The sequence below is a fragment of the Tunturiibacter gelidiferens genome, from assembly GCF_051013345.1.
GTDB classification, from domain to species: domain Bacteria; phylum Acidobacteriota; class Terriglobia; order Terriglobales; family Acidobacteriaceae; genus Edaphobacter; species Edaphobacter gelidiferens_A.
In genome coordinates this window covers 1,324,733-1,344,241 of record NZ_CP132939.1, presented here as the reverse complement: position 1 = coordinate 1,344,241, position 19,509 = coordinate 1,324,733, and the positions used below count along the sequence as shown (strand labels likewise).

18 protein-coding genes and 2 pseudogenes are annotated in these 19,509 nt (G+C 59.2%); 14 read left to right on the top strand and 6 right to left on the bottom strand.

The window, feature by feature from the left end; all coding sequences use genetic code 11:
• The first annotated feature begins 35 nt into the window (after nucleotides 1-35).
• From RBB80_RS06575 to RBB80_RS06550, 6 genes and pseudogenes are all read left to right on the top strand, one after another.
• A complete protein-coding gene (locus RBB80_RS06575) occupies nucleotides 36-833 on the top strand; it encodes an ABC transporter permease (protein ID WP_433967437.1) in 798 nt (265 codons plus the stop codon).
• 40 nt (nucleotides 834-873) lie between these two features.
• Nucleotides 874-1,293 carry a VOC family protein gene (locus RBB80_RS06570; protein ID WP_433967436.1) on the top strand — a complete coding sequence of 140 codons (420 nt, stop codon included), beginning with the start codon at nucleotides 874-876 and terminating at the stop codon, nucleotides 1,291-1,293.
• A 40-nt stretch (nucleotides 1,294-1,333) separates the two neighbouring features.
• Nucleotides 1,334-2,008 (top strand): annotated as a pseudogene (locus RBB80_RS06565) (sensor histidine kinase); the annotation flags it as partial.
• A gap of 448 nt (nucleotides 2,009-2,456) precedes the next feature.
• Nucleotides 2,457-2,753: pseudogene (locus RBB80_RS06560) on the top strand (response regulator); the annotation flags it as partial.
• Nucleotides 2,754-2,863: 110 nt separating this feature from the next.
• Nucleotides 2,864-3,070 (top strand): response regulator transcription factor, encoded by a 207-nt coding sequence (locus RBB80_RS06555; protein ID WP_433969536.1) that lies wholly within the window; start codon nucleotides 2,864-2,866, stop codon nucleotides 3,068-3,070.
• 427 nt (nucleotides 3,071-3,497) lie between these two features.
• Nucleotides 3,498-4,145: a hypothetical protein gene (locus RBB80_RS06550; RefSeq protein WP_433967435.1), complete on the top strand. Its 648-nt coding sequence runs from the start codon at nucleotides 3,498-3,500 to the stop codon at nucleotides 4,143-4,145.
• Nucleotides 4,146-4,208: 63 nt separating this feature from the next.
• Here the strand turns inward: RBB80_RS06550 and RBB80_RS06545 are convergent, their stop codons facing one another.
• The 3 genes from RBB80_RS06545 to RBB80_RS06535 form a co-directional block, all read right to left on the bottom strand.
• Nucleotides 4,209-6,632 (bottom strand): DPP IV N-terminal domain-containing protein, encoded by a 2,424-nt coding sequence (locus RBB80_RS06545; protein WP_433967434.1) that lies wholly within the window; start codon nucleotides 6,630-6,632, stop codon nucleotides 4,209-4,211.
• A 282-nt stretch (nucleotides 6,633-6,914) separates the two neighbouring features.
• Nucleotides 6,915-7,658, bottom strand: a complete 744-nt coding sequence (locus RBB80_RS06540; RefSeq protein ID WP_433967433.1) for an RNA methyltransferase — start codon at nucleotides 7,656-7,658, stop codon at nucleotides 6,915-6,917.
• Between the two features lie 77 nt (nucleotides 7,659-7,735).
• On the bottom strand, nucleotides 7,736-8,794 hold the full coding sequence (locus tag RBB80_RS06535; RefSeq protein WP_433967432.1) for a YXWGXW repeat-containing protein: 1,059 nt from the start codon (nucleotides 8,792-8,794) through the stop codon (nucleotides 7,736-7,738).
• Nucleotides 8,795-9,280: 486 nt separating this feature from the next.
• Here RBB80_RS06535 and dnaG point away from each other — a divergent pair, with 486 nt between their 5' ends.
• Together dnaG and RBB80_RS06525 are read left to right on the top strand one after the other, a co-directional pair.
• On the top strand, nucleotides 9,281-10,918 hold the full coding sequence (dnaG, locus tag RBB80_RS06530; protein ID WP_433967431.1) for a DNA primase: 1,638 nt from the start codon (nucleotides 9,281-9,283) through the stop codon (nucleotides 10,916-10,918).
• Nucleotides 10,911-11,084, top strand: coding sequence for a hypothetical protein (locus RBB80_RS06525; protein WP_433967430.1), 174 nt, complete (start codon nucleotides 10,911-10,913; stop codon nucleotides 11,082-11,084). Before dnaG ends, RBB80_RS06525 begins: the two co-directional genes overlap by 8 nt.
• A gap of 576 nt (nucleotides 11,085-11,660) precedes the next feature.
• Here RBB80_RS06525 and RBB80_RS06520 read toward each other — a convergent pair.
• Nucleotides 11,661-11,846, bottom strand: coding sequence for a hypothetical protein (locus RBB80_RS06520; protein WP_433967429.1), 186 nt, complete (start codon nucleotides 11,844-11,846; stop codon nucleotides 11,661-11,663).
• On the opposite strand from RBB80_RS06520, the gene RBB80_RS06515 reads away from it, so the two are divergent.
• From RBB80_RS06515 to RBB80_RS06495, 5 genes are all read left to right on the top strand, one after another.
• Nucleotides 11,837-12,577 carry a lipopolysaccharide biosynthesis protein gene (locus RBB80_RS06515; protein ID WP_433967428.1) on the top strand — a complete coding sequence of 247 codons (741 nt, stop codon included), beginning with the start codon at nucleotides 11,837-11,839 and terminating at the stop codon, nucleotides 12,575-12,577. The genes RBB80_RS06520 and RBB80_RS06515 overlap by 10 nt on opposite strands.
• Nucleotides 12,578-12,670: 93 nt before the next feature.
• The gene (locus RBB80_RS06510) at nucleotides 12,671-12,925 is read left to right on the top strand and encodes a hypothetical protein (RefSeq protein WP_433967427.1); all 255 of its coding nucleotides are present in this window, start codon (nucleotides 12,671-12,673) and stop codon (nucleotides 12,923-12,925) included.
• A gap of 207 nt (nucleotides 12,926-13,132) precedes the next feature.
• Nucleotides 13,133-14,842, top strand: coding sequence for an RNA polymerase sigma factor RpoD (gene rpoD, locus RBB80_RS06505; RefSeq protein ID WP_183790495.1), 1,710 nt, complete (start codon nucleotides 13,133-13,135; stop codon nucleotides 14,840-14,842).
• Between the two features lie 555 nt (nucleotides 14,843-15,397).
• A complete protein-coding gene (locus RBB80_RS06500) occupies nucleotides 15,398-16,936 on the top strand; it encodes a hypothetical protein (protein ID WP_433967426.1) in 1,539 nt (512 codons plus the stop codon).
• Nucleotides 16,937-16,946: 10 nt separating this feature from the next.
• Complete coding sequence (locus RBB80_RS06495) at nucleotides 16,947-18,098, top strand: glycosyltransferase family 2 protein (RefSeq protein WP_433967425.1); 1,152 nt, start codon at nucleotides 16,947-16,949, stop codon at nucleotides 18,096-18,098.
• 45 nt (nucleotides 18,099-18,143) lie between these two features.
• On the opposite strand, the gene RBB80_RS06490 is transcribed toward RBB80_RS06495, so the two are convergent.
• Nucleotides 18,144-18,353: a hypothetical protein gene (locus RBB80_RS06490; protein WP_433967424.1), complete on the bottom strand. Its 210-nt coding sequence runs from the start codon at nucleotides 18,351-18,353 to the stop codon at nucleotides 18,144-18,146.
• 215 nt (nucleotides 18,354-18,568) lie between these two features.
• Here RBB80_RS06490 and RBB80_RS06485 point away from each other — a divergent pair, with 215 nt between their 5' ends.
• On the top strand, nucleotides 18,569-19,015 hold the full coding sequence (locus RBB80_RS06485) for an NINE protein (protein WP_433967423.1): 447 nt from the start codon (nucleotides 18,569-18,571) through the stop codon (nucleotides 19,013-19,015).
• A 117-nt stretch (nucleotides 19,016-19,132) separates the two neighbouring features.
• Here RBB80_RS06485 and RBB80_RS06480 read toward each other — a convergent pair whose 3' ends face one another.
• Entirely contained in the window at nucleotides 19,133-19,459 is a 327-nt protein-coding gene (locus RBB80_RS06480; RefSeq protein WP_433967422.1) for a hypothetical protein, read from the bottom strand.
• Nucleotides 19,460-19,509 lie beyond the last annotated feature (50 nt).

Sequence of the window (19,509 nt, the reverse complement as noted above, 5' to 3'; positions counted from 1 at the left end):
GGCCGCAACCAGAACAGATCGCCAAGGAGAACATCATGTCCACCTCCGCCATCATCCTTCCAGCACCAACGAACTCCGCCCGCACCATTCGCATCTTTCGCAAAGAAGCGAAGTACGAGTTCGTAAAACTCATCCGCACCCGCTCCTTCTCTCTCGCAACCATCGGCTTCCCGATCATGTTCTATGTCCTCTTCGGCGTCGCCAACCGCCACACCTACGAAGGCGGCATACACCTCGCAAAATATATGCTGGCCGGCTACGCCTGCTTCGGCCTTATCGGTGCCGCGCTCTTCGGCATAGGCGTCGGCCTCGCCTCCGATCTAGCCGCCGGCTGGCTCGAACTCAAACGCGCAAGCCCCATGCCTGTCTCGGCTTATCTCTTCGCCAAGTGCGCCTCCGCCGTTGCCTTCGGCCTCATCATCGTCACCATCCTTACCATCGTCGGAACCTCCTTCGGAGACGTACACCTCTCCGCCGCCGAACTGTTCAAGATGCTCGGCATGACCGCCGTCGGTTCCATCAGCTTCGCCAGCATGGGCCTCCTCATCGCACTCCTGGTCCCCGCAAATGCCGCACCCGGCATCATCAATCTCATCTACCTCCCCATGTCCTTCCTCAGTGGTCTCTGGGTTCCCATCAAGTTCATGCCCCACTGGCTGCAGGGCATAGCGCCACTTCTACCGACCTACCATCTCTCCCAGCTCATGCTCAGCATCTTCCACTACGGAGACTCGATGTCCCTCACCACCCACTGGAACGCACTCATCGGCTTTACCCTCTTGATGCTGGGAATCAGCCGCCTCCTCTTCCACCGAAAGGAACAGAACGCATAGCGCGTAAAGCGATACACTTTCGGCATCGGACGATACGTCGATGAGCCTTCCCGCCGAGTGCATGATGGGAAAAAATCAATGCAATGAAAAGAAGGTACCCCCGATGATCTTTGGCGCACACGTAGTCTTATACAGCACGGATGCAGCCGCCGACCGCGCCTTCCTGCGCGACGTCCTGGGGCTCGCCTCAGTGGACGCCGGCCATGGATGGCTCATCTTCGCGTTGCCTCCCGCAGAGGTCGCCATTCATCCAGCCGAAGCGAATGGCCGACACGAACTCTATCTCATGTGTAACGATCTCAGTGCCGAGATCTCAGCACTCGCAAACAAAGCTGTCCAATGTTCGGAAGTGCACGAAGAGAGGTGGGGTTCTATCGTCAGCATCCGCCTTCCCGGAGGAGGCGCGCTCGGCCTCTATCAACCCAAACACCCAACAGCCATCGGCGATTTTGCAAACTGACACGCGGCCGCAGGCTAAAACAGACCAGCAACGGACGAAGATGAGCGATAGACCACAAAGAACGATGGACGGCCTGCACATCGGCACCCAGAGAGGCTCCGGCTACATCTGGCTCGCCTATTCGGGCTTCTTCTTTATTGATCCCATCCTGAGCCACAATCGTCACCTCTGGGTCCAGTCCGCCATCCTCTACGCGGTCTTCCTCGCCATCTACATCCACTACATGAAGGCCCGTTCCCTCAACCAGCGTTACGTTCTGCTGGGAGCCTTTTATCTCCTCGGCATGATCGGCTACCCGATCAACACAGGCTCCTCCTGTTTCTTCGTCTACAGCGCCGCCTTTCTTCCCTTCGTCGTTGCCTCGGAGACAGTTCTCATCGCCGTCCTCCTGACTCAGATGCTCGGCTTTCTGGTAGCTGGTTTGCTCCTGCACGTCAACCTCATTGGTCTCACCCTCACCATCTTCCTCATGGGTATCGTGACGGTGAGCAACACATTCATCGCCAGGCAGAAACGCGCCGACATCAAGCTGATTAGAGCTCAGGATGAGATCGAACAGCTCGCCGCCGTAGCCGAACGAGAGCGCATCGCGCGCGACCTCCACGACGTCCTCGGCCACACCCTCTCGGTCATCGTCCTGAAATCCGAACTCGCCGGCCGCCTCGTCGAACTTGACCCCCAGCGCGCTGCCAGGGAGATGGCCGACGTAGAACGAACCGCACGCACAGCCCTCACCGAAGTTCGCGAAGCCATCGGCGGCTACCGTTCCCGCGGCCTCACCGCCGAGATGGAGCAAGCCCGCAACACCCTACAGGCCGCAGGCGTCGCCCTGGCCTGCGAGTCACCCGTGCCTCAACTCAACGCAACCGAAGAGACCGTGCTCTGTCTCGCCGTCCGCGAAGCCGTCACCAACATCGTGCGCCACGCCCAGGCCACACACTGCAGCATCCGCTTCACGCGATCTGAAGACGGCTATCACTCTCTCCTCATCACCGACAACGGTACCCACCCCAAACTCTGCGAGGGCAACGGACTCCGCGGCATGCGCGAGCGCGTCCAGTCCCTCGGCGGACGCCTCTCCATCACGACCAACCCCGGCGTCTCTCTCCTCATCGAGCTCCCGCAATCACCCCCGCCACGGTCAGTGCGCCCTGCGTGGTCGTATGAGCCCCTCCATACGCGTCGTTCTCGCCGAAGATCAGGCCATGGTGCTGGGCGCCCTCTCCGCGCTCCTCGAGCTCGAGGCCGACATCTCCGTTGTCGCCACCACCGCCAACGGCCGCGACGCCTTCGAAGCCGTCGGTCGCCTGAAACCAGACGTCCTCGTCACCGACATCGAGATGCCTCACATGACCGGTCTCGAACTGGCCGCAAACCTGCGCACCAGCCAACCCAACATCCGCACCATCATCCTCACCACCTTCGCCCGTCCCGGCTACCTCCGCCGCGCCCTCGACGCCGGAGCCCGCGGCTATCTCCTCAAGGACCGCCCCGCCAAAGAACTTGCCGACGCCGTCCGCCGCGTCCACCGGGGCATGCGCGTCGTCGACCCGGCCCTCGCCGCCGAGGCCTGGAACGCCGAGCTCGACCCCTCACCGACCGCGAGCGTCAGATCCTCCAACGTGCCGGCGACGGCCGCAGCAGCACCGAAATCGCCAACGAACTTCACCTCTCCGAAGGCACCGTCCGCAACTACCTCTCCGAAGCCATCGCCAAGCTCGGCGCCTCCAACCGCGTCGACGCCGCCCGCATCGCCCGCACTAAAGGCTGGCTATAAACTTCGCTGAACTCGCAGCTAGACTAAAGTCGAACTCTCGCATCTCGCCTTCGCGTTTGCCGTTGCAGTTGCAGTTGCCGTTGCCTGCTCTTTTGCTTGTCATCCCGTAGGGATCTGCGGTTGCCTCGCCCCACTCGGCACTCGTTATTTCGACCGAAGCGAATTAAGGTCTCACCGTGGTTCGCCCACGGAAACCCCCGTATTTAGTCTTTGCCGTTGCAGTTGCCTGCCGGGTACTACAAGGACTCAGCCTTGGGCCTCTCAAGCGCAAGCAAAAGGTTTGATGGGGGAAGCCCTCCCGCTACTACGCTTAGTTCGATGCGGATAAACAATTATTTCACCGATCGCAAGCAACCAATTCTCGCGATGACCCGGCGCAGCTCTCCTGCATCCCACCCAATTGCAGAAAAAAGACAGGAGATTTCAAATGCTCACCTACGCCATCCGCACCACCCTCCGCACCGCCGCACTCTGCACCGCAGCAGCCCTACTCGCCACTGGCTGCAACAAAAAATCCGACAACACCATCAACTTCACCAGCGCCATCAACACCTACTACTCCGCCCACCCCGCCTGCCTCTGGTCCGAGCCGGTCAAATTCCCCGTCCAGGCCGACACCTCCAACAACAGCAAAACCTCCAACTACGACGCCCTCGTCGATCAGGGCCTCCTCGTCCGCACCACCGCCGAAAAGAAGGTCCTCATCATCGCCAGCAAGCAGGTCAACAACTACGATCTCTCCGACAAGGGCCGCGCCGCCTGGACCGCCGACACCACTCAACCCGGCTACGGAAACTTCTGCTACGGCCACCGTAAAGTCTCCAGCATCGACAGCTCGACTCCCACCACAAGCGACCCCGGCGCCACCACTCAGGTCACCTACCACTACAACGTCCCCGACGCAGCCGCCTGGGCCACCACCGCCGAAACTCAAAACGCCTACCCGCAACTCCAGACAGAACTCGCAGCCCCCCAGAACGCCCAGGCCACCCTCACCAACACCAGCAACGGCTGGCAGGTCTCCTCAGCCAAGTCCACCACCACCTCCAGCAACGACGGCAAGATCGTCGAATAATCGCGCAAAGAATAGGCCGGCAGAGCACATCACTCCGCCGGCCACTTGCATTTTTCGGTACCCTTACTGATCATCCTCCGCATCCTCAGGCCCCGACCGCATCGCCGCCATCGCCGCAGCGTACGACTTCATCTCGTACTCAGGCGGCGGCACATTCCCCGCAAGGTTCTTCACAAAATAATCCCACCGCCGCCGCGTCATATACTGAGTCGCCTCGCCATACCCATGCGCCACATTCGGAATGATCAGCAAATCAAAGTCCTTATTCGCCCTGATCAGCGCGTCCACTACCAGCAGCGTGTTATTCAGCGGCACATTGTTATCCATCGAACCATGCGCCAGAAGCAGTTTCCCCTTCAGATTCTTCGCCACATTCTGATTCGCCTGGCTGTCATAGTTCGTCGTCCCATCGCCATTCTTCACCAGCAGCCCGTTCCACTTCTCCGCCCAGTCATCTTCATAGTCGCGTTGATCGTGATTCCCACTCTCCGCAATCCCCACCTTGAAGAACTCCGGATAATGAAACATCGCCGCCGCCGTGGCATTTCCACCGCCCGAGTGACCATACATCCCCGCCTTATCAATATCGATCCACGGATACTTCGCCGCCAACTCCTTCATCCCCGCCACCTGATCCGGAATCGTGTTGTCTCCCAGGTCGCCGAAGTAAAACTCATGAAACGCCTTCGACCGGAACGGCGTCCCCATTCCGTCGACACACACCACCACAAACCCAAGCTCCGCCAGCGACTGCCAATCACGATGCGCCGCCGCAAACCCGCGCCCACCGCACGAACCCGTCTGCGGCCCCGGATAAACACTGTTCACAATCGGATACTTCTTCGACGCATCGAAGTTCGTCGGCTTGAACATGTAACCGTACAAGTCCGTCTTCCCATCCCGCGCCTTCACCGTAATCGGAACCGGTGGCGCCCATCCAGAAGCCACCAGCTTACTGATATCCTGCTTCGCCACATCGACCACAACCCTGCCGCTCTCATCCCGCACCACCGCCGTCTGCGGCTGCACAGCGGTCGAGTACACATCGACAAAGTACCGCCCATCCTGCGACACCGTCACCGCATGATCCTCATTTTCCGGCGTCAGCAGCTTTATCCCCTTCCCGTCAAACCCCACGCTGTAGAAGTGCGAAAAATAAGGATCGCGCCCCGCCTCCTTCCCCACACCAAGAAAGTAGACCTTCCGCGCCGTCTCATCCACCCGCAGCACCTGCGTCACATTCCCATCGCCACGCGTGATCTGATTCTTCAGCTTGCCCGTGTTCGTGTCATACAGATACATCTGCCCCCAGCCATCTCTTTCGCTGAACCAGAGCAGCTCATTCGCCTTCGACAGATACTTCCAGTTCACCTTGTCATTGCCGCTCTCAAAAAACTTCGCCGTGGTCTCGCCCATCACCTCGCGGACCTCGCCCGTCGAAGCATCCGCAATCCGCATCCATTCCTGCTTATGATCGCGAGACGTAGAAACAAAGGCCAGGGTCTTGCCATCCGCGCTCCACTGCACGTCGTCCCACCCGCTCCCACCGCGGCAGCTGATGTCATCGCACAAAGTAGACCGGTGCTGATCCGGCGGCATCTTAATCCGAATCACCCTCAGGCCGCCTGATGCTGCATCCACATCAATGATCACCCGCTCAATCATCGTCACATCCTTGTCGCCCACCAGCGGATACTTCCACGCCTTCAGCTCCGGATGTCCATTCGTCACAGGAACCATATACATCTCGCCCGTCTTCCGCTGGTCCTGTTGGAAAGTAGCAATCTTCTTCGAATCAGGCGACCACACTAAAATCGCGTTATCGCTCATCTGCCAACCGGCGTTATCGGTCGCATACCCATAGTCCTTCACGCCATCAGTCGTCAGTTGCGTCTCTTTACCTGTTGCCGCATCGCGCACCCAAAGATTCCACTCGCGAATAAACGCGACCTTGGTCTTATCCGGCGAAAGTTCTCCGTGCCCCCTGTTTTGCGCACCGTTCGCCTGCTCCCCACCCGACGCTTTCGCACCCGGCTCAACCGCTTCAGTGCAAACGCCCGCACCACTAAGATCACAACGAAACTTCCGCGAGCCGTTCCCTACAACAACCGTCTTATCTCCATCCGAAAACTCAATCTCGGAGATCACCAGGTGCTGCGCGTCCGCCTTCATCTTGCCGTCCGTCGCACTCGTCAGCGCCGCCGCCAGCTTCTTCTGATCGAACGCCGGCGTCTTCGTCCTCTTCACCGGATCGACCACCATAAACGTAATTCCATCCGGCCCATTGTCGCGATACCAGAACCGTCCATCCGCCATCCACATCGGCCGAGCCACGCCGTGATACACCAGCGAGCTAACGTTGTACCCCATAAACTTCTCAGCCCGTGCATAGTCTTCAGTAGTAAGCTGCCTCCCCTGCGCCATTCCACTGGCCGTAAAACAGCACCCCAACACAACACCAGCCAACAAATGCGTCTTCAAAAACATGCTCAAGACCTCCGGACGTTCGCGCCCTTCAAAGAGTACGAATGACGCTTAGTCTACAGTTCTTACCCGCTCCGGTGATATATGAAATTGCAACCCGTCGCAGCTGCTGTTGCCGTTGCTGTTGCTGTTGCCTTGTCTTTTTGTTGTCATCCCGTAGGGATCTGCGGTTGCCTTTGGATTTTGCCTCTCTCGTTGCAGAGCGTTTGCATTCCTGTTGCCGTTGCCTTGTCTTCTTTGTTGTCATCCCCGAAGGGGATCTGCGGTTGCAGTACCCACCGCACCTCAACTTCCGCGCACCTTCCACAACACCTGCCGCAAAATCCCCATCCAAACCGGCGCATCACCAGCCGTCAAACCCATCCTCAAAACCAGCCGCCGCACTTGAGCCTCATCGCAGTTTGCAGGATGCCGCTTCGTATATCCAGTCGCCTCCAACACCTCAGTCAACAGCACCATCAACCGCTCCACCTCACCCGCACCAGCCGCCGCATCCGTACCGCCCCCAGCGACCGGACCCCGCCCACGCACCAGCTCATACAAACAAACCGCCACCGCCTGCCCAAGATTCATCGAAGGATGCCGAATCTCCTCCTGCTCCTCCATCGGAATCGTCAGCAGCCAATGACAGTGGCTCAACTCATCGTTGCTGAGCCCCGTCTTCTCCGAACCGAACAGCAGCGCAACTCGTCCCTCGCCCGCCAGCTCCAGGCCCATCTTCTCTACCGCATCCGGCAACACATGCAGCGAATGCTGCAGCACCCGCTCGCCCACCGCCGTCGTCCCCACCACCAGGGTGCAATCCGCAACCGCCTGGCCAACGCCGGCAAACACCCCCGCCCCCGCCAACACCGCTGAAGCATCCACCGCCGACCGCGCAGTCTCGAACGGCACCGCATACTCATTCACGATCCGCAGATGGCGAAATCCAAAATCATGCATAGCCCGCGCCACCGCCCCAATGTTATTCGGGTTCCGCGCACGTACCAACACCACCACAACTCGATCCAACTGTCGCTCGTTCTTCATCAAATCGATTCTAGGCGCGAAGCAAAAAGGCCGGCGAAGAAATCTCGCCGGCTCACTCCTTCTACTTCAGCTACGACCTACCGTTTCGGATCGTGACCGCCGCCACCATGCTCGCCACCACCATGCCCACCTTCGGCATGCGGCTGAGCCTGTCCGTGCTCCAGTTGCTGAGCCTGCGCATGTTGCTGTTGCTGTGCCTGCGCGTGCTGCTGCTGCTGTTGCTGTTGCTGTGCCTGCGCATGCTGCTGTTGTTGTTGCTGTGCCTGCGCCTGTGCCTGTGCATGCTGCTGTTGTTGTTGCTGTGCCTGGGCCTGTGCATGCTGCTGTTGTTGTTGTTGATACTGAGCATGTTCCTGTGGTGCAGCATTCGCATGAGCACCCGCCTGCTGAGGCGTGTGCTGACCACCCTGTTGCCCGAAACCGCCGCGCTGCTGTACGGTCGCGTGATACTCACTCGTTGTCCTGGCCGCTGCATATTGCGGATGGCCGCCGTTCGCGGAAGCGAAATTACTCCGATCCGCATGCGCCATCTGCACGTGGTTCTGCTGCTCAGCAGTCGCGGCAATATGGTTCTCCCGTGCGAACGAAGCCTCCTGTGACGATGGACGAGCCTGAAGGCCGCCGGTCCCTCCGTTGAAGCTCGTGCGATTGTTGATCGTCGTGTGGTTGATCACCGTGTTATCGATGTACGTGTTGTGGATCACCGTCCGATTCACATTGACGACCGCGGTGTTATACGCAAAGTGGCCACCCTCCCAACGCCCGCCGCCAAAACCGGCGCCGCCGTAGCCGAACCCATAGTTCACACCGCCATAGAAGCCCACATGCGGTCCCCAATAACCAGCGTGGAAGAGGTAAGCTCCACCGCCCCATCCCCAGTAGCCCGGCGTCCACAAAAGCCCAACCTGTGGCGGACGAACCCACACACCCGGGACCCAGTAGTAGCCCTCATCGCCATACGCCCAATAGCCGGGATTCCACAGATATCCATCGCCGGGGCAGATCGGCTGCGTATAAACCGGCAACACCGGCGGAGCAAAGCCCACCGAAATGAACACTCCCGCAAAAGAAGCAGCAGGCAGAAGCGCAAGGGCCGCACCCACCACAAACTTACGGACTAAATTCGTCAATCTCATACATCCATCCTTTGGTTGGCCTCACGGCACCTTGGCCGGGGCACTCAAGTTGTTGAATAGCCAAAGATCTCAGCTGGCTATTCGCTCTCTACCCACCGTACAAACACATGCCTTCGACGGAAGTTCCGCACATGTACCGTAGGCCCATGCTAATTCACGAAGATATCCCTCAATCGTTGTACCCAGGCGCCAAGCTCTGCCTAAAACAGGAGAGGAAAAATAAAGTTCGAATTCATGACGCATTTTTTCGATCTCAAAAGTGCACCGCTTTTTTCCACGTCCACCATGCAGCACACCACGTTGTGACCATCAAAAAACTATGGTCAAACACGTCAATCTGTCCCAACCCCTTCAAAAAACCCACGCAAAATCGCTAAAGTCCAGGCCGCACCACGACCAAAAAAATTCTCCGGCTAAACTCATAAACAGGTACCAAAAACTCCCACCGACTCCCGCGACGTCAATTTATCCACCCGCGCACCACCCATGTCCGACAACTTCGCACAAACCGTCAAGCAGCAGGCAGACATCGTCCGCATCATCGGCGACTACATCAAGCTGCGGAAATCCGGCGCTCAGAACTACACCGGCCTCTGCCCCTTTCACAAAGAAAAGACAGGTTCCTTCTCCGTCAACGCCACCCACAACTACTTCTACTGCTTCGGCTGCCACGAAAAAGGCGACGTCTTCACCTTCGTCATGAAGCTCGAAAACATCAGCTTCCCTGAGGCCATTCGCGTCGTAGCCACCAAGTGCGGAATCCCTCTGCCGAAGCGCGAATTCAGCTCTCCCGAAGAGGCCCGCGAAGCCGGCATTCGTCGCCAACTCATCGACATCCACGAAGCCGCCACGCAGTATTTTGAAGCCGCACTCAAAGCTCCCGAAGCCGCTCGCGCCCGCGAATACCTCACCGGACGCGGCGTCACGGCCGAGACCATCGCCAAGTTCCGCATCGGCTACGCCCCCGACGACTTCAATCACATGCGCGAGCAGCTAGCGAAGCACTTCAATGACGAAGTCCTCCGCACCAGCGGCCTCTTCAGCGCCAAAGAACAAAACGATGGCAGTCAGGGCCAGCTCTACGCCCGCTTCCGCAAGCGCATCACCTTCCCCATCGCCAATGAACAAGGCAAAACCATCGCCTTCACCGCCCGCGCCCTCGACGCCGAAGACGAAAAGGGCCGTCCCATCGCAAAGTATCTCAACTCCCCCGAAACCGCGCTCTACAGCAAAGGCCAGGTCCTCTTCAATCTCGACAAAGCCAAAGCCGACATCCGCGCCCTCGGATTCGCGCTGCTGGTCGAGGGCCAGATGGACTGCATCTCCGTCTACATGGCCGGAATCAAAGGCGTCATCGCCACTTCCGGCACTGCCTTCACCGAGATGCAGATTCGACTGCTCAGCCGCTTCACCAAACGTGTCATCGTCAACTTCGACCCCGACACCGCCGGCACCACCGCGACGGAAAAATCCATTGCCCTCCTCACCGAAGAGGACTTCGAAGTAAAGATCGTCACCCTCGAAGGCGGCCTCGACCCCGACCGCTACATCCGCGAGCAAGGCGTCCAGCAGTACATGGCGGCCCTGCGCAATGCGAAGCGCCACTCCGACTACCTCATCGACCGCGCCCGCGAACAGTTTCCTCCCCGTACGGCAGACGCTAAAGTCAAAGCCCTTAATTTTCTTCTTCCTCACATCCGCCGCATGCCCAACCGAATACAACGCGACGAGTTCGCTGCGGATGCTGCACAAAAACTCGGCATCGACTCCGCCCTCCTTCGCCAGGAGCTCAAACAGGCAGCCACTCACCGGATTGAGAGTGTCCGGAGTGTGCAAAACCATAAGCTAGACGAGGATGAGAGAGTGCTACTAACAGCACTTGTTCAACCATCTAGCGATCCCGCTAGACTTTTGGCTGCAGAGCAACTCTCTCAACATCCGCAATGGTATGAAGGGTTGCTTTGCGCATCTCTCTTTGAAGCTCTTTGCGATGTATCTATATCTGGCAATCCGTTGGACGCGGCGCCGGACGCGCAGAGCAAGACGTTGCTAGCGGCGGCCTTGATAGAACCGATGGAACCGACGCTTGGATATTCTCAGGAGTCAAAAAATACCCTTGCTTGAACAAGTTGAGCATTCGTTACATACGTTGGAGCATCGCCAGATGGAACGCCGTCAGAGGGAGCTGCGAATTTTGATGTCGGAAGCAATTCGTCGTGGTGACCATGAGATGCTGACTAAGCTCACTGCAGAAAAGCTTCAAATTGATCGGAAACTGCGCGAGCACTAAAACCTTCCTTCGTAGAGTTCTCAGGAACATCCAAACCAGCGGGTTATAAGAAAGTAGACTTGCCCTAGGAAACATCTAGGAAACAAATCTCACGTATGAGTATGGACATCTCTACAAAGCGAAGGCTGATGCTCGGCTTCTTGACCAACTGGGTGGGGAAACTCTCCTCTACCGTGATTCAGTTCGTCCAGATCCCGGTCTTCCTCCACTTCTGGAGCGTCCCCTCTACGGCGAATGGATGATCGTCAACTCCATCCCCGCCTATCTCAGCTTCAGCAATGTGGGCTTCGGCTCTGTCGCGGGCAATGAGATGACGATGCTGGTGGCCCGCGATGACCGTGCTGCCGCTCTCCGCGTCTTCCAGAGCTGTTGGTGGCTTATCGCCATCATCTGCACAGCGACAATCGTACTGCTCTCCGGAACCCTCTACTATCTTCCGGCCTCCCGCCTCCTCAAGCTCACCACGCTGGGTGAGTCCGATACCAAATGGATCATCTTTTATCTAGGCGTATCCGTCCTGCTCGGGCAATTAGAACAACTCCTGCAATCTGCCTACCGAGCCATCGGCCGCTATCCCTACGGCACCTTCCTCAAAAACATGTTCTCCCTCTTCGCCTTTGGCTGCATGATCGCTTCAGTCACACTGGGCGCAGGCGCACGCACGACAGCGTTGGTCTTTGCCTCGGTCAACGTCGCCATCACCATTTTTTCTGCATTCTCGTCCGCCGCGATATCCCCTGGATCGAATATGGTTGGCAGCACGCCAGCTTCGCCGAGATTCGCAAACTCGCCCGACCGGCCTTCGCCTACATGGGATTCCCCTTGGCAATGCCCTCAGCCTCCAAGGCAGCCTGCTCGCCGTCGGATACGCTCTCGGGCCCACCGACGTCGTCATCTTCAGCACCGCCCGCACTGTCTCGCGGGTCGCCCTGCAGATGGTCCAAATGGTCAACAACACCTTCGAACCGGAGATGTCGATCGCCTTCGGAGCCCGAAACTACGAACTCACTCGAACTCTGCTCCGCCGCGCCTGCCAGTTGGCCCTTCTCGTAGCCCTGATCCTCGTTATCGTCATGCTTGGCTTCGGCCCATGGTTTCTGGTTCATTGGACCGGTGGCCACGTCCCGCCCAGCCGCCCCCTCCTCAGCATCCTTCTCGCCGTTGTCGTGCTCTACGCGCTGTGGTCCACCAGCGGGACTCTAATGACCTCCACCAATCAGCACCAGCGGCTCGCCACCTATTACATCCTCGGCACCAGTGTCGCCTGCGTTCTCTGCTACGTCCTGGCGCGAGCCTACGGCCTCTATGGAGCAGCCGCCTCACTCCTGATCTCAGAGATCGTCATGAATCTTTACGTCGTACCTGCCTGCCTGCGCATCGCCCACGATACCCTGCCCGCCTTCCTGGCGAGCATGCTCCACTACCCATCCTCCCTCCGCCCTGCGTCCCTGGTAGCCAGGATCCGCCGCTCAAAACCGGGCTTCGAAAGCTGAACTTACACCTGGGAAGCGCTCCGTTCGGCTTACAGTCGTTAGCGATCACGAACTAACCCCTTATTCATCAAACACACCACGCCATGCAAAAAAATGAGCACATTTCAGAGCACCACCCCCGGATACAAGAACAAACACGGCCAGATCGTCATCTCCCGCACCGGATTTCCCGCAGAATCCTTCCCCGGCCAGACCATCTACCACTTACGTTGCAGCCACTGTCACCACGACTACGGCTCCGCTGGCAAAGACATCTACTTACGACGCTGTCCCCGCCACCAGAACGGCGTCCGAGGCGAGCCACTTCGCGACGCTGCCCCGAATCTTTTTTCCTCGGAAAGCGTCTAAATATTGTGGTATCCTGTGATTCGCTGGGGACGTGTGCCTTCGAATGCCCAGACCCTCTATAGGGTCACCGGGCTTGCCAACGCGGTCTAAACCGCAATCTGCTCCCTGCCGATTACGTTACAACCAAGGGACATGTCCGCCTGAATACCACAATCTTCACCAGCGGCATCCCAATTATCAGAATCTTTCGCAGGAGTGCGCACAGCCGTGGCTGAAGAAATTGACAAGTACGAAGACGATATAGACAAGCTCATCGACACAGGGAAAGAAAAGGGATATCTCACCTACGGCGAGGTCAACGACCTCCTCCCAGGCGATATCACCACCCCCGACGACCTCGATGACCTTCTCACCACCATCAACACCCAGGGCATCGACGTCCTCTCCGGGGAAGAACGCGCCAGTGGCCGCGACAAATACGAGCCCGAAGCCGGCGAAGAGTCCGACGACGTAGAGCTCGACCTCTCGCCTGGAACCCTCGAGAAGACCAACGACCCCGTCCGCATGTATCTCCGCGAGATGGGCACCGTTCCCCTGCTCACCCGCGAGGGCGAAGTCGAGATCGCCAAGCGCATCGAGCGTGGCCAGCTCCGCGTCATGAAGGCCATCTCGCGCTCGCCCATTGTTATTCGCGAGATCGTCGGCCTCGGCGAAGACCTCCGTCGCGGCGTCCGCAACATCAAGGAAGTCGTCACCTTCGACGAAGAAGAGCTCACCGAAGAGATCCTGCAGGCCCGCGTCCGCGCCACTGCCGGCCGCATCGACGTCATCGTCAAGCACCAGAAGAAGCTCCATGGCCTCGAAGAAAAACTCGAAGCGCCCGCAGGCAAAGACGCCAAGGCCAAGGCCAAAGAGACCCGCAAGACCCGTTGGCTCATCGGCCGCGAGCACGTTTACATCAACCGCATCGTTCGCGAGCTGAAGTACACCAACGGCGAGAAGAAGCGCCTCCTGGACAAGGTCAACAAGACCGTTGACGCCATGCGCACCCTCGAGCGCCAGATCAAGACCCTCGAGACCAAGCACGAAGCCTCGAAGTCCGAAGAGCTGCGCAAAGAGTACCGCCGCCAGCAGAAGAACTGCCGCACCGACCTGGAGCGTGTCGAAGCTGACGCCGGCATCTCGCTCGTCGATCTCAAACGCACGCAGCGCGAGATGATCCAGGGCGACATGGACGCCGAGCGCGCCAAGCGTGAGCTCATCGAGGCAAACCTTCGCCTCGTCGTCTCCATCGCGAAGAAGTACACCAACCGCGGTCTCCAGTTCCTCGACCTAATCCAGGAGGGCAACATCGGCCTCATGAAGGCCGTCGACAAGTTCGAGTACCGTCGCGGTTACAAATTCTCGACCTACGCCACCTGGTGGATCCGTCAGGCCATCACCCGCGCCATCGCAGACCAGGCCCGCACCATCCGCATCCCGGTGCACATGATCGAGACCATCAACAAGCTCATCCGCACCAGCCGTCAGCTCGTGCAGGAACTTGGTCGAGAAGCCTCATCCGAAGAAATCGCCCGCCGCATGGACATCCCGGTCGCCAAGGTCCGCAAGGTCCTCAAGATCGCCCAGGAGCCCATCTCCCTCGAGACCCCCATCGGAGAAGAGGAAGACTCGCACCTCGGAGACTTCATCGAAGACCGTATGGCCGTCTCCCCGGCTGACGCCGTCATCAGCGTCAACCTGAAGGAGTACACCTCGCAGGTCCTCCGTACCCTGACCCCGCGCGAAGAGCGTGTGATCAAGATGCGCTTCGGCCTCGAAGACGGCTCCGAGCACACCCTCGAAGAGGTCGGCCAATCCTTCCAGGTAACTCGCGAGCGCATCCGCCAGATAGAGGCCAAGGCGCTCCGCAAGCTCCGCCACCCAAGCCGCAGCCGCAAGCTGAAGGCCTTCGTCGACGGCGTCAAAGACATGTAACTTCAACCATCACAATTTGAAATAACAGAGGGCGCCAACGAAAGCTGGCGCCCTTCCCTTTGCAGCAAACAAGCGCCATCTCCCGACCAGCGGGAGGGCCAACCGAAGGAGTATACAAGTCACGAAGTGACCGCCCCGCGCGCAGCGGCCCCGTCCGGCGGGACAAAAGATTTACAGCTTCTTTCCTCTCTTCTGCGATGATAAAAAAGATCGATCAGTACACGGAGGACCTCCCCACCGCATGACACTCCCCACGCCGGAGCCCAACCGTCTCCCCTACTGGCTGCGTCGTCTCTGGCCCATCTACTGCTTTCTCGCCGCTCTCGTCACCTTCGGCTACGCCCTTTACGATCCCTACCAGATCGACGGCGATGCGGTCTCCTACATGGACATCGGCGACCTCATCCGCGCCCACAACTGGCACGCCGTCATCAACGGCTACTGGAACCCCTCTACCCCGCCGCCCTCTCGCTCGGCCACACGCTCTTCCATTCCAATCGCTACAACGAGCTCCACGCCTACTACATGGTCAACTTCAGCATCTTCCTCCTGGAGATGTTGGCCATCGTCGCCTTCACCGACGCGCTCGTCCAACTGCGTGAGCTCCGCGAAGCAGCCACATCAGCCGCGACACCTTTCCTTCTCGATCGCTACACCCTCCGCTACCTCGGCGTCGCCCTTCTGATCATCTCCACCCAGCGCGAACTCAGCATGGGCAAGGTCCGTCCGGACGCGCTCCTTCAGGCCCTCCTGCTTCTAGGCGTAGCCGCGCTCTTAAAACATCTCGCCACCAGCCATCTTCGTTATGCCGCGCTCATGGGCATCGCCCTCGGCCTCGCCTACCTCACCAAATCGTTTGCCTTCCTCTTCACTCTCCTCTGCATCCTGGCGCTGATCCTCTTCCGCGCCTTCTGGCAACGACACGAGCCTGCCCGCATCGCCGCCGCCGCCGCACTCGCTCTCATCTGTTTCACCATTGTTGCCGGTCCCTTCATCGCCGCTCTCTCCAAACAAAAAGGACGCTTCGACTTCGGCGACTCCGGCAGCCTCAACTACGCCTGGTTCATCAGCGGAACCGAGAAGATGCACCTCCAACCTAACCAGACCTCTCTCTTCGGCGCATCCGATGTCCATCTCAAGCATCCCGAAACGCAGCTTCTGCAGTCGCCCAGTATCTTCAGTTACAAAGAGCTCCCCTACGGCACTTATCCCGACTGGTTCGACAACTCCTACTGGAACGATCAGGTTAAGGCGCACATGAATCCGCATCTTGAGATCGTCGTCATCGGTCAATGCATCGTGCGCATCATCCGCTACATCGCGAATCACCCCGAAGCCTGGCTTCTTCTCCTCGTCCTGCTCCTCCTGGGAGGCCGCCTACGAAAGGACTGGAGTCCCTCAGCCAATGCCTTCTGGCTAGCGCCTTTTCTCCTCGGCGTCGGCATCCTCGGCATCTACGGCATGGTCAATATCGAAGACCGCTACATCACCGTCGGCCTTCTCGCGATCCTGTTGCCCCTCTTCGCCGCACTCCGTTTCCCCTCTTCGGTCCAGACCGCCGCAACCCGCAACGCCGCCTCAGCGGCAGTCGTTCTTCTCGCACTCCTAGTTATCGGCGAATCCGCTCGAACCGTCGGAGAGCTCCGCCGCGAACTCCCATTCGCCGGGCTGCCAGTCGGCTGGTATAACCGCGACATCTTCGGAGCGGCCCACGCCCTAAACGATCTCGGCATAGGCCCCGGCGACACCGTCGCCTGCATTGGAACGACCGCCTGCCTCTACGATCCCTACTGGGCGCGGCTCGCTGGCGTCCGCGTCCTCACTGAGATCTACGAGCCCACTGTCCCTCTCTACCCCAGCTTCGCCGCCATGCCCAACCGCGCCGAGGCCATCGACGTCGTACGCCGTCAAGGCGACAAAGTCCTCATCGGCTACTTCACCCCTGGCCTCATGACCGGCACCAATCCCATCTCCGCGGGCTGGCGCGAACTGGACAGCTCCCCTTTTACGCTCTTCCCCTCAACCTGCCCGCAACAAATTCTAGAGAAGACACCCGCCCCTGACCCCGCAAGTCCCACACCATCACTTTGGTAGCATGCAAACAATGAGCGATCTGACCGTAACCATCCTTATGCCGTGCCTCAACGAAGCAGAGACACTAGCCTTCTGCGTTCGCCAGGCGGTCACCGCTCTCCGCGAGAACAACGTCGCCGGAGAAGTCGTCGTCGCGGACAACGGCAGTACCGACGGCTCCCAGAAGATCGCCACCGACGAAGGTGCTCGCGTCGTCAACGTCCCGGTCCGTGGCTACGGGGCAGCACTCATCGCTGGTGTTGAAGCCGCCCGCGGCAAGTACATCCTGATGGCCGACGCCGACGCCAGCTATCACTTCGAACATCTTCCCCGCTTCCTCCCCAAACTGGACGAAGGTTACGACCTCGTCATGGGCAACCGCTTCTCCGGCTCCATCGAACCCGGAGCCATGCCCCCGCTCCACCGCTACCTCGGCAACCCAGTCCTCTCCTCCATCGGACGCATCTTCTTCCGCATCCCCGTCCGCGACTTCCACTGCGGCCTCCGCGCCTTCCGCCGCGATCCCATCCTCGCGCTCAACCTCCGCACCACCGGCATGGAGTTCGCCTCAGAGATGGTCGTAAAGTCGTCCCTCGCCGGCCTTCGCATGACCGAAGTCCCCACCACGCTCTCGCCCGACGGCCGCAGTCGCCCGCCCCACCTTCGCTCCTGGCGCGACGGCTGGCGTCACCTGCGCTTCCTCCTCCTCTTCAGTCCCCGTTGGCTCTTCCTGATCCCCGGCGTCGTCACCTTCTTCGTGGGCGTTCTTCTCTCGCTCTGGCTCATCCCCGGCCCCCAGACGGTGGGTCGCTGGACCTTCGATGTCGACACCCTCACCTACGCTCTCGGCCTGGTTCTCATCGGAGCCCACATCTCCGTATTCGCCGTCAGCGCGCGCGTCTTCGGCACGCAGGAGGGCTTCCTGCCGCCCAATCCGAAGTTCGAGCGCATCTTCAATTACATCAATCTTGAGGTTGGCCTCTTGTTCGGCGCCGCTCTCTTGCTTGTCGGCCTGGGAATCCTCGGTTACGCCATCCACATCTGGCACGGCGCAGGATTCGGCAACCTCTCTCCACAGCGCATGCTTCGACTCACCTTGCCCTCGGCAACCTGTTTCATGCTCGGCGTCGAAGCCATCTTCGGAAGCTTCTTCCTAAGCCTCCTCGGAATGAACCGCCGCTAAAAAATCCGCGTCTCAATATCAGGTGAACTTCACAAATCCAATCATTCAAGCCTGGGCCGCCGGTACAAAACCGTCGCATCCACTAATAGGCGAAACCTTAAGGTGCAGCGCCGCATGCTTCGGATGACCGCACTCGTCCAGTAGATCCGCATCCGCCTTCTTGCTTTCAAGTATCGTGACCAACACCGAACTCTTCGCGTGATGCTCGCCAAAGTGATTGCAAAGTCCGCACTGTCCGTTATGAACTGGCTGCATGACTACCTCCTGCTTCCTCTAAGTGAAATTACCGATCGCGCGGCGCCGTTGCATCGCACATCACGATGGCCCGAACTCTACGCCCCACGAAATCCTTTGTAAATTGCGACCGGTCGAGTCGCAGTGATACTTCGCACTCATGGTCTCCCAGCTGATTGGGAACCACAACGTGCTTCGCATCGTACCTATCCTCGCAGCATCATGAGGAACACATCATGCAGATGACCGACCCTCTCTACACCGCCAGCATGACCGACCAGCAGCGCACCTGGTTTTACGCCGAGTACGAACGCGCCCACAAGGACGAGGTTGTCGGCTTTCTCCTCGCGCTCTTCCTTGGCGACTTCGGTATTCACCACTTTTACCTCCGCCGAAACACTGCCGGCATCATCTATCTCATCTTCTTCTGGACCGGCATCCCTGCAATCCTGGGTGTTATCGAATGCTTCTTCATGCCCGGCCGCGTCCGCCAGTACAACGCTGCTCTGGCGCTCTACATCTCCAATCAGATCCTCGCCAGTTCGATCCCACACGGCGAACCGGCCCCTGCAACCTCGCACTGTCCCGACTGCAGCAGCCCCATCGACCCTTCCGCATCCTTCTGCCCCCATTGCGGAGCCGCAGTCACCCACAATCACCCGATCTCACAGGCCGCGACCTAAACCCATCGACACGACCCAACCCACGATCCCAACCCACGATCCCAGCGCAAAGGAAAAGGGCCCCCAAAGGAGCCCCTCTTCTCAACCCATCGGAATTCAACCGCTGCGTCTCTGCATCTACGCGCCGGTGTTGTGCTTCACCGCAGCCTCATATCCAGCGGTAAAGTTCGAGCGGTACTCATCCCGAGCCGCGGCCTTCACCGGTGGGTGAACATACCGGTGAGACGCCTTCGCATCAATCTTCCGCTTCGCCGCTATGTCGAGCTGGGCGGATTCAACTCCATCACGGTAGGCCGACTGCGCCTGCTCCGTGCCCGGAGGAGGCGTATTCCAGCTCCGGCTCTCTGTCGTGGGTGCCTGGTTCGCCTGAGCGTGTGCGAAAAATGGTGCACCGCTCATAAGTGCCACTGCCATCAGTGGTGTTGCAATTCGGGTTAGCTTCATCGTGTTTCCTCTTTCCTTTCAGGTGAATAGATGACCTGAAGGCCAGAGGG

What these genes read in the sequence shown, in the direction of transcription:
- RBB80_RS06535 (WP_433967432.1), bottom strand. Translation starts at nt 8,794, where the DNA reads ATGAGATTGACGAATTTAGTCCGTAAGTTTGTGGTGGGTGCGGCCCTT.
- RBB80_RS06545 (WP_433967434.1), bottom strand. Translation starts at nt 6,632, where the DNA reads ATGTTTTTGAAGACGCATTTGTTGGCTGGTGTTGTGTTGGGGTGCTGT.
- RBB80_RS06495 (WP_433967425.1), top strand. Translation starts at nt 16,947, where the DNA reads ATGAGCGATCTGACCGTAACCATCCTTATGCCGTGCCTCAACGAAGCA.
- RBB80_RS06485 (WP_433967423.1), top strand. Translation starts at nt 18,569, where the DNA reads ATGCAGATGACCGACCCTCTCTACACCGCCAGCATGACCGACCAGCAG.
- RBB80_RS06500 (WP_433967426.1), top strand. Translation starts at nt 15,398, where the DNA reads ATGTTGGCCATCGTCGCCTTCACCGACGCGCTCGTCCAACTGCGTGAG.
- RBB80_RS06490 (WP_433967424.1), bottom strand. Translation starts at nt 18,353, where the DNA reads ATGCAGCCAGTTCATAACGGACAGTGCGGACTTTGCAATCACTTTGGC.
- RBB80_RS06480 (WP_433967422.1), bottom strand. Translation starts at nt 19,459, where the DNA reads ATGAAGCTAACCCGAATTGCAACACCACTGATGGCAGTGGCACTTATG.
- RBB80_RS06540 (WP_433967433.1), bottom strand. Translation starts at nt 7,658, where the DNA reads ATGAAGAACGAGCGACAGTTGGATCGAGTTGTGGTGGTGTTGGTACGT.
- RBB80_RS06570 (WP_433967436.1), top strand. Translation starts at nt 874, where the DNA reads ATGAGCCTTCCCGCCGAGTGCATGATGGGAAAAAATCAATGCAATGAA.
- RBB80_RS06550 (WP_433967435.1), top strand. Translation starts at nt 3,498, where the DNA reads ATGCTCACCTACGCCATCCGCACCACCCTCCGCACCGCCGCACTCTGC.
- RBB80_RS06575 (WP_433967437.1), top strand. Translation starts at nt 36, where the DNA reads ATGTCCACCTCCGCCATCATCCTTCCAGCACCAACGAACTCCGCCCGC.
- dnaG (WP_433967431.1), top strand. Translation starts at nt 9,281, where the DNA reads ATGTCCGACAACTTCGCACAAACCGTCAAGCAGCAGGCAGACATCGTC.
- RBB80_RS06510 (WP_433967427.1), top strand. Translation starts at nt 12,671, where the DNA reads ATGAGCACATTTCAGAGCACCACCCCCGGATACAAGAACAAACACGGC.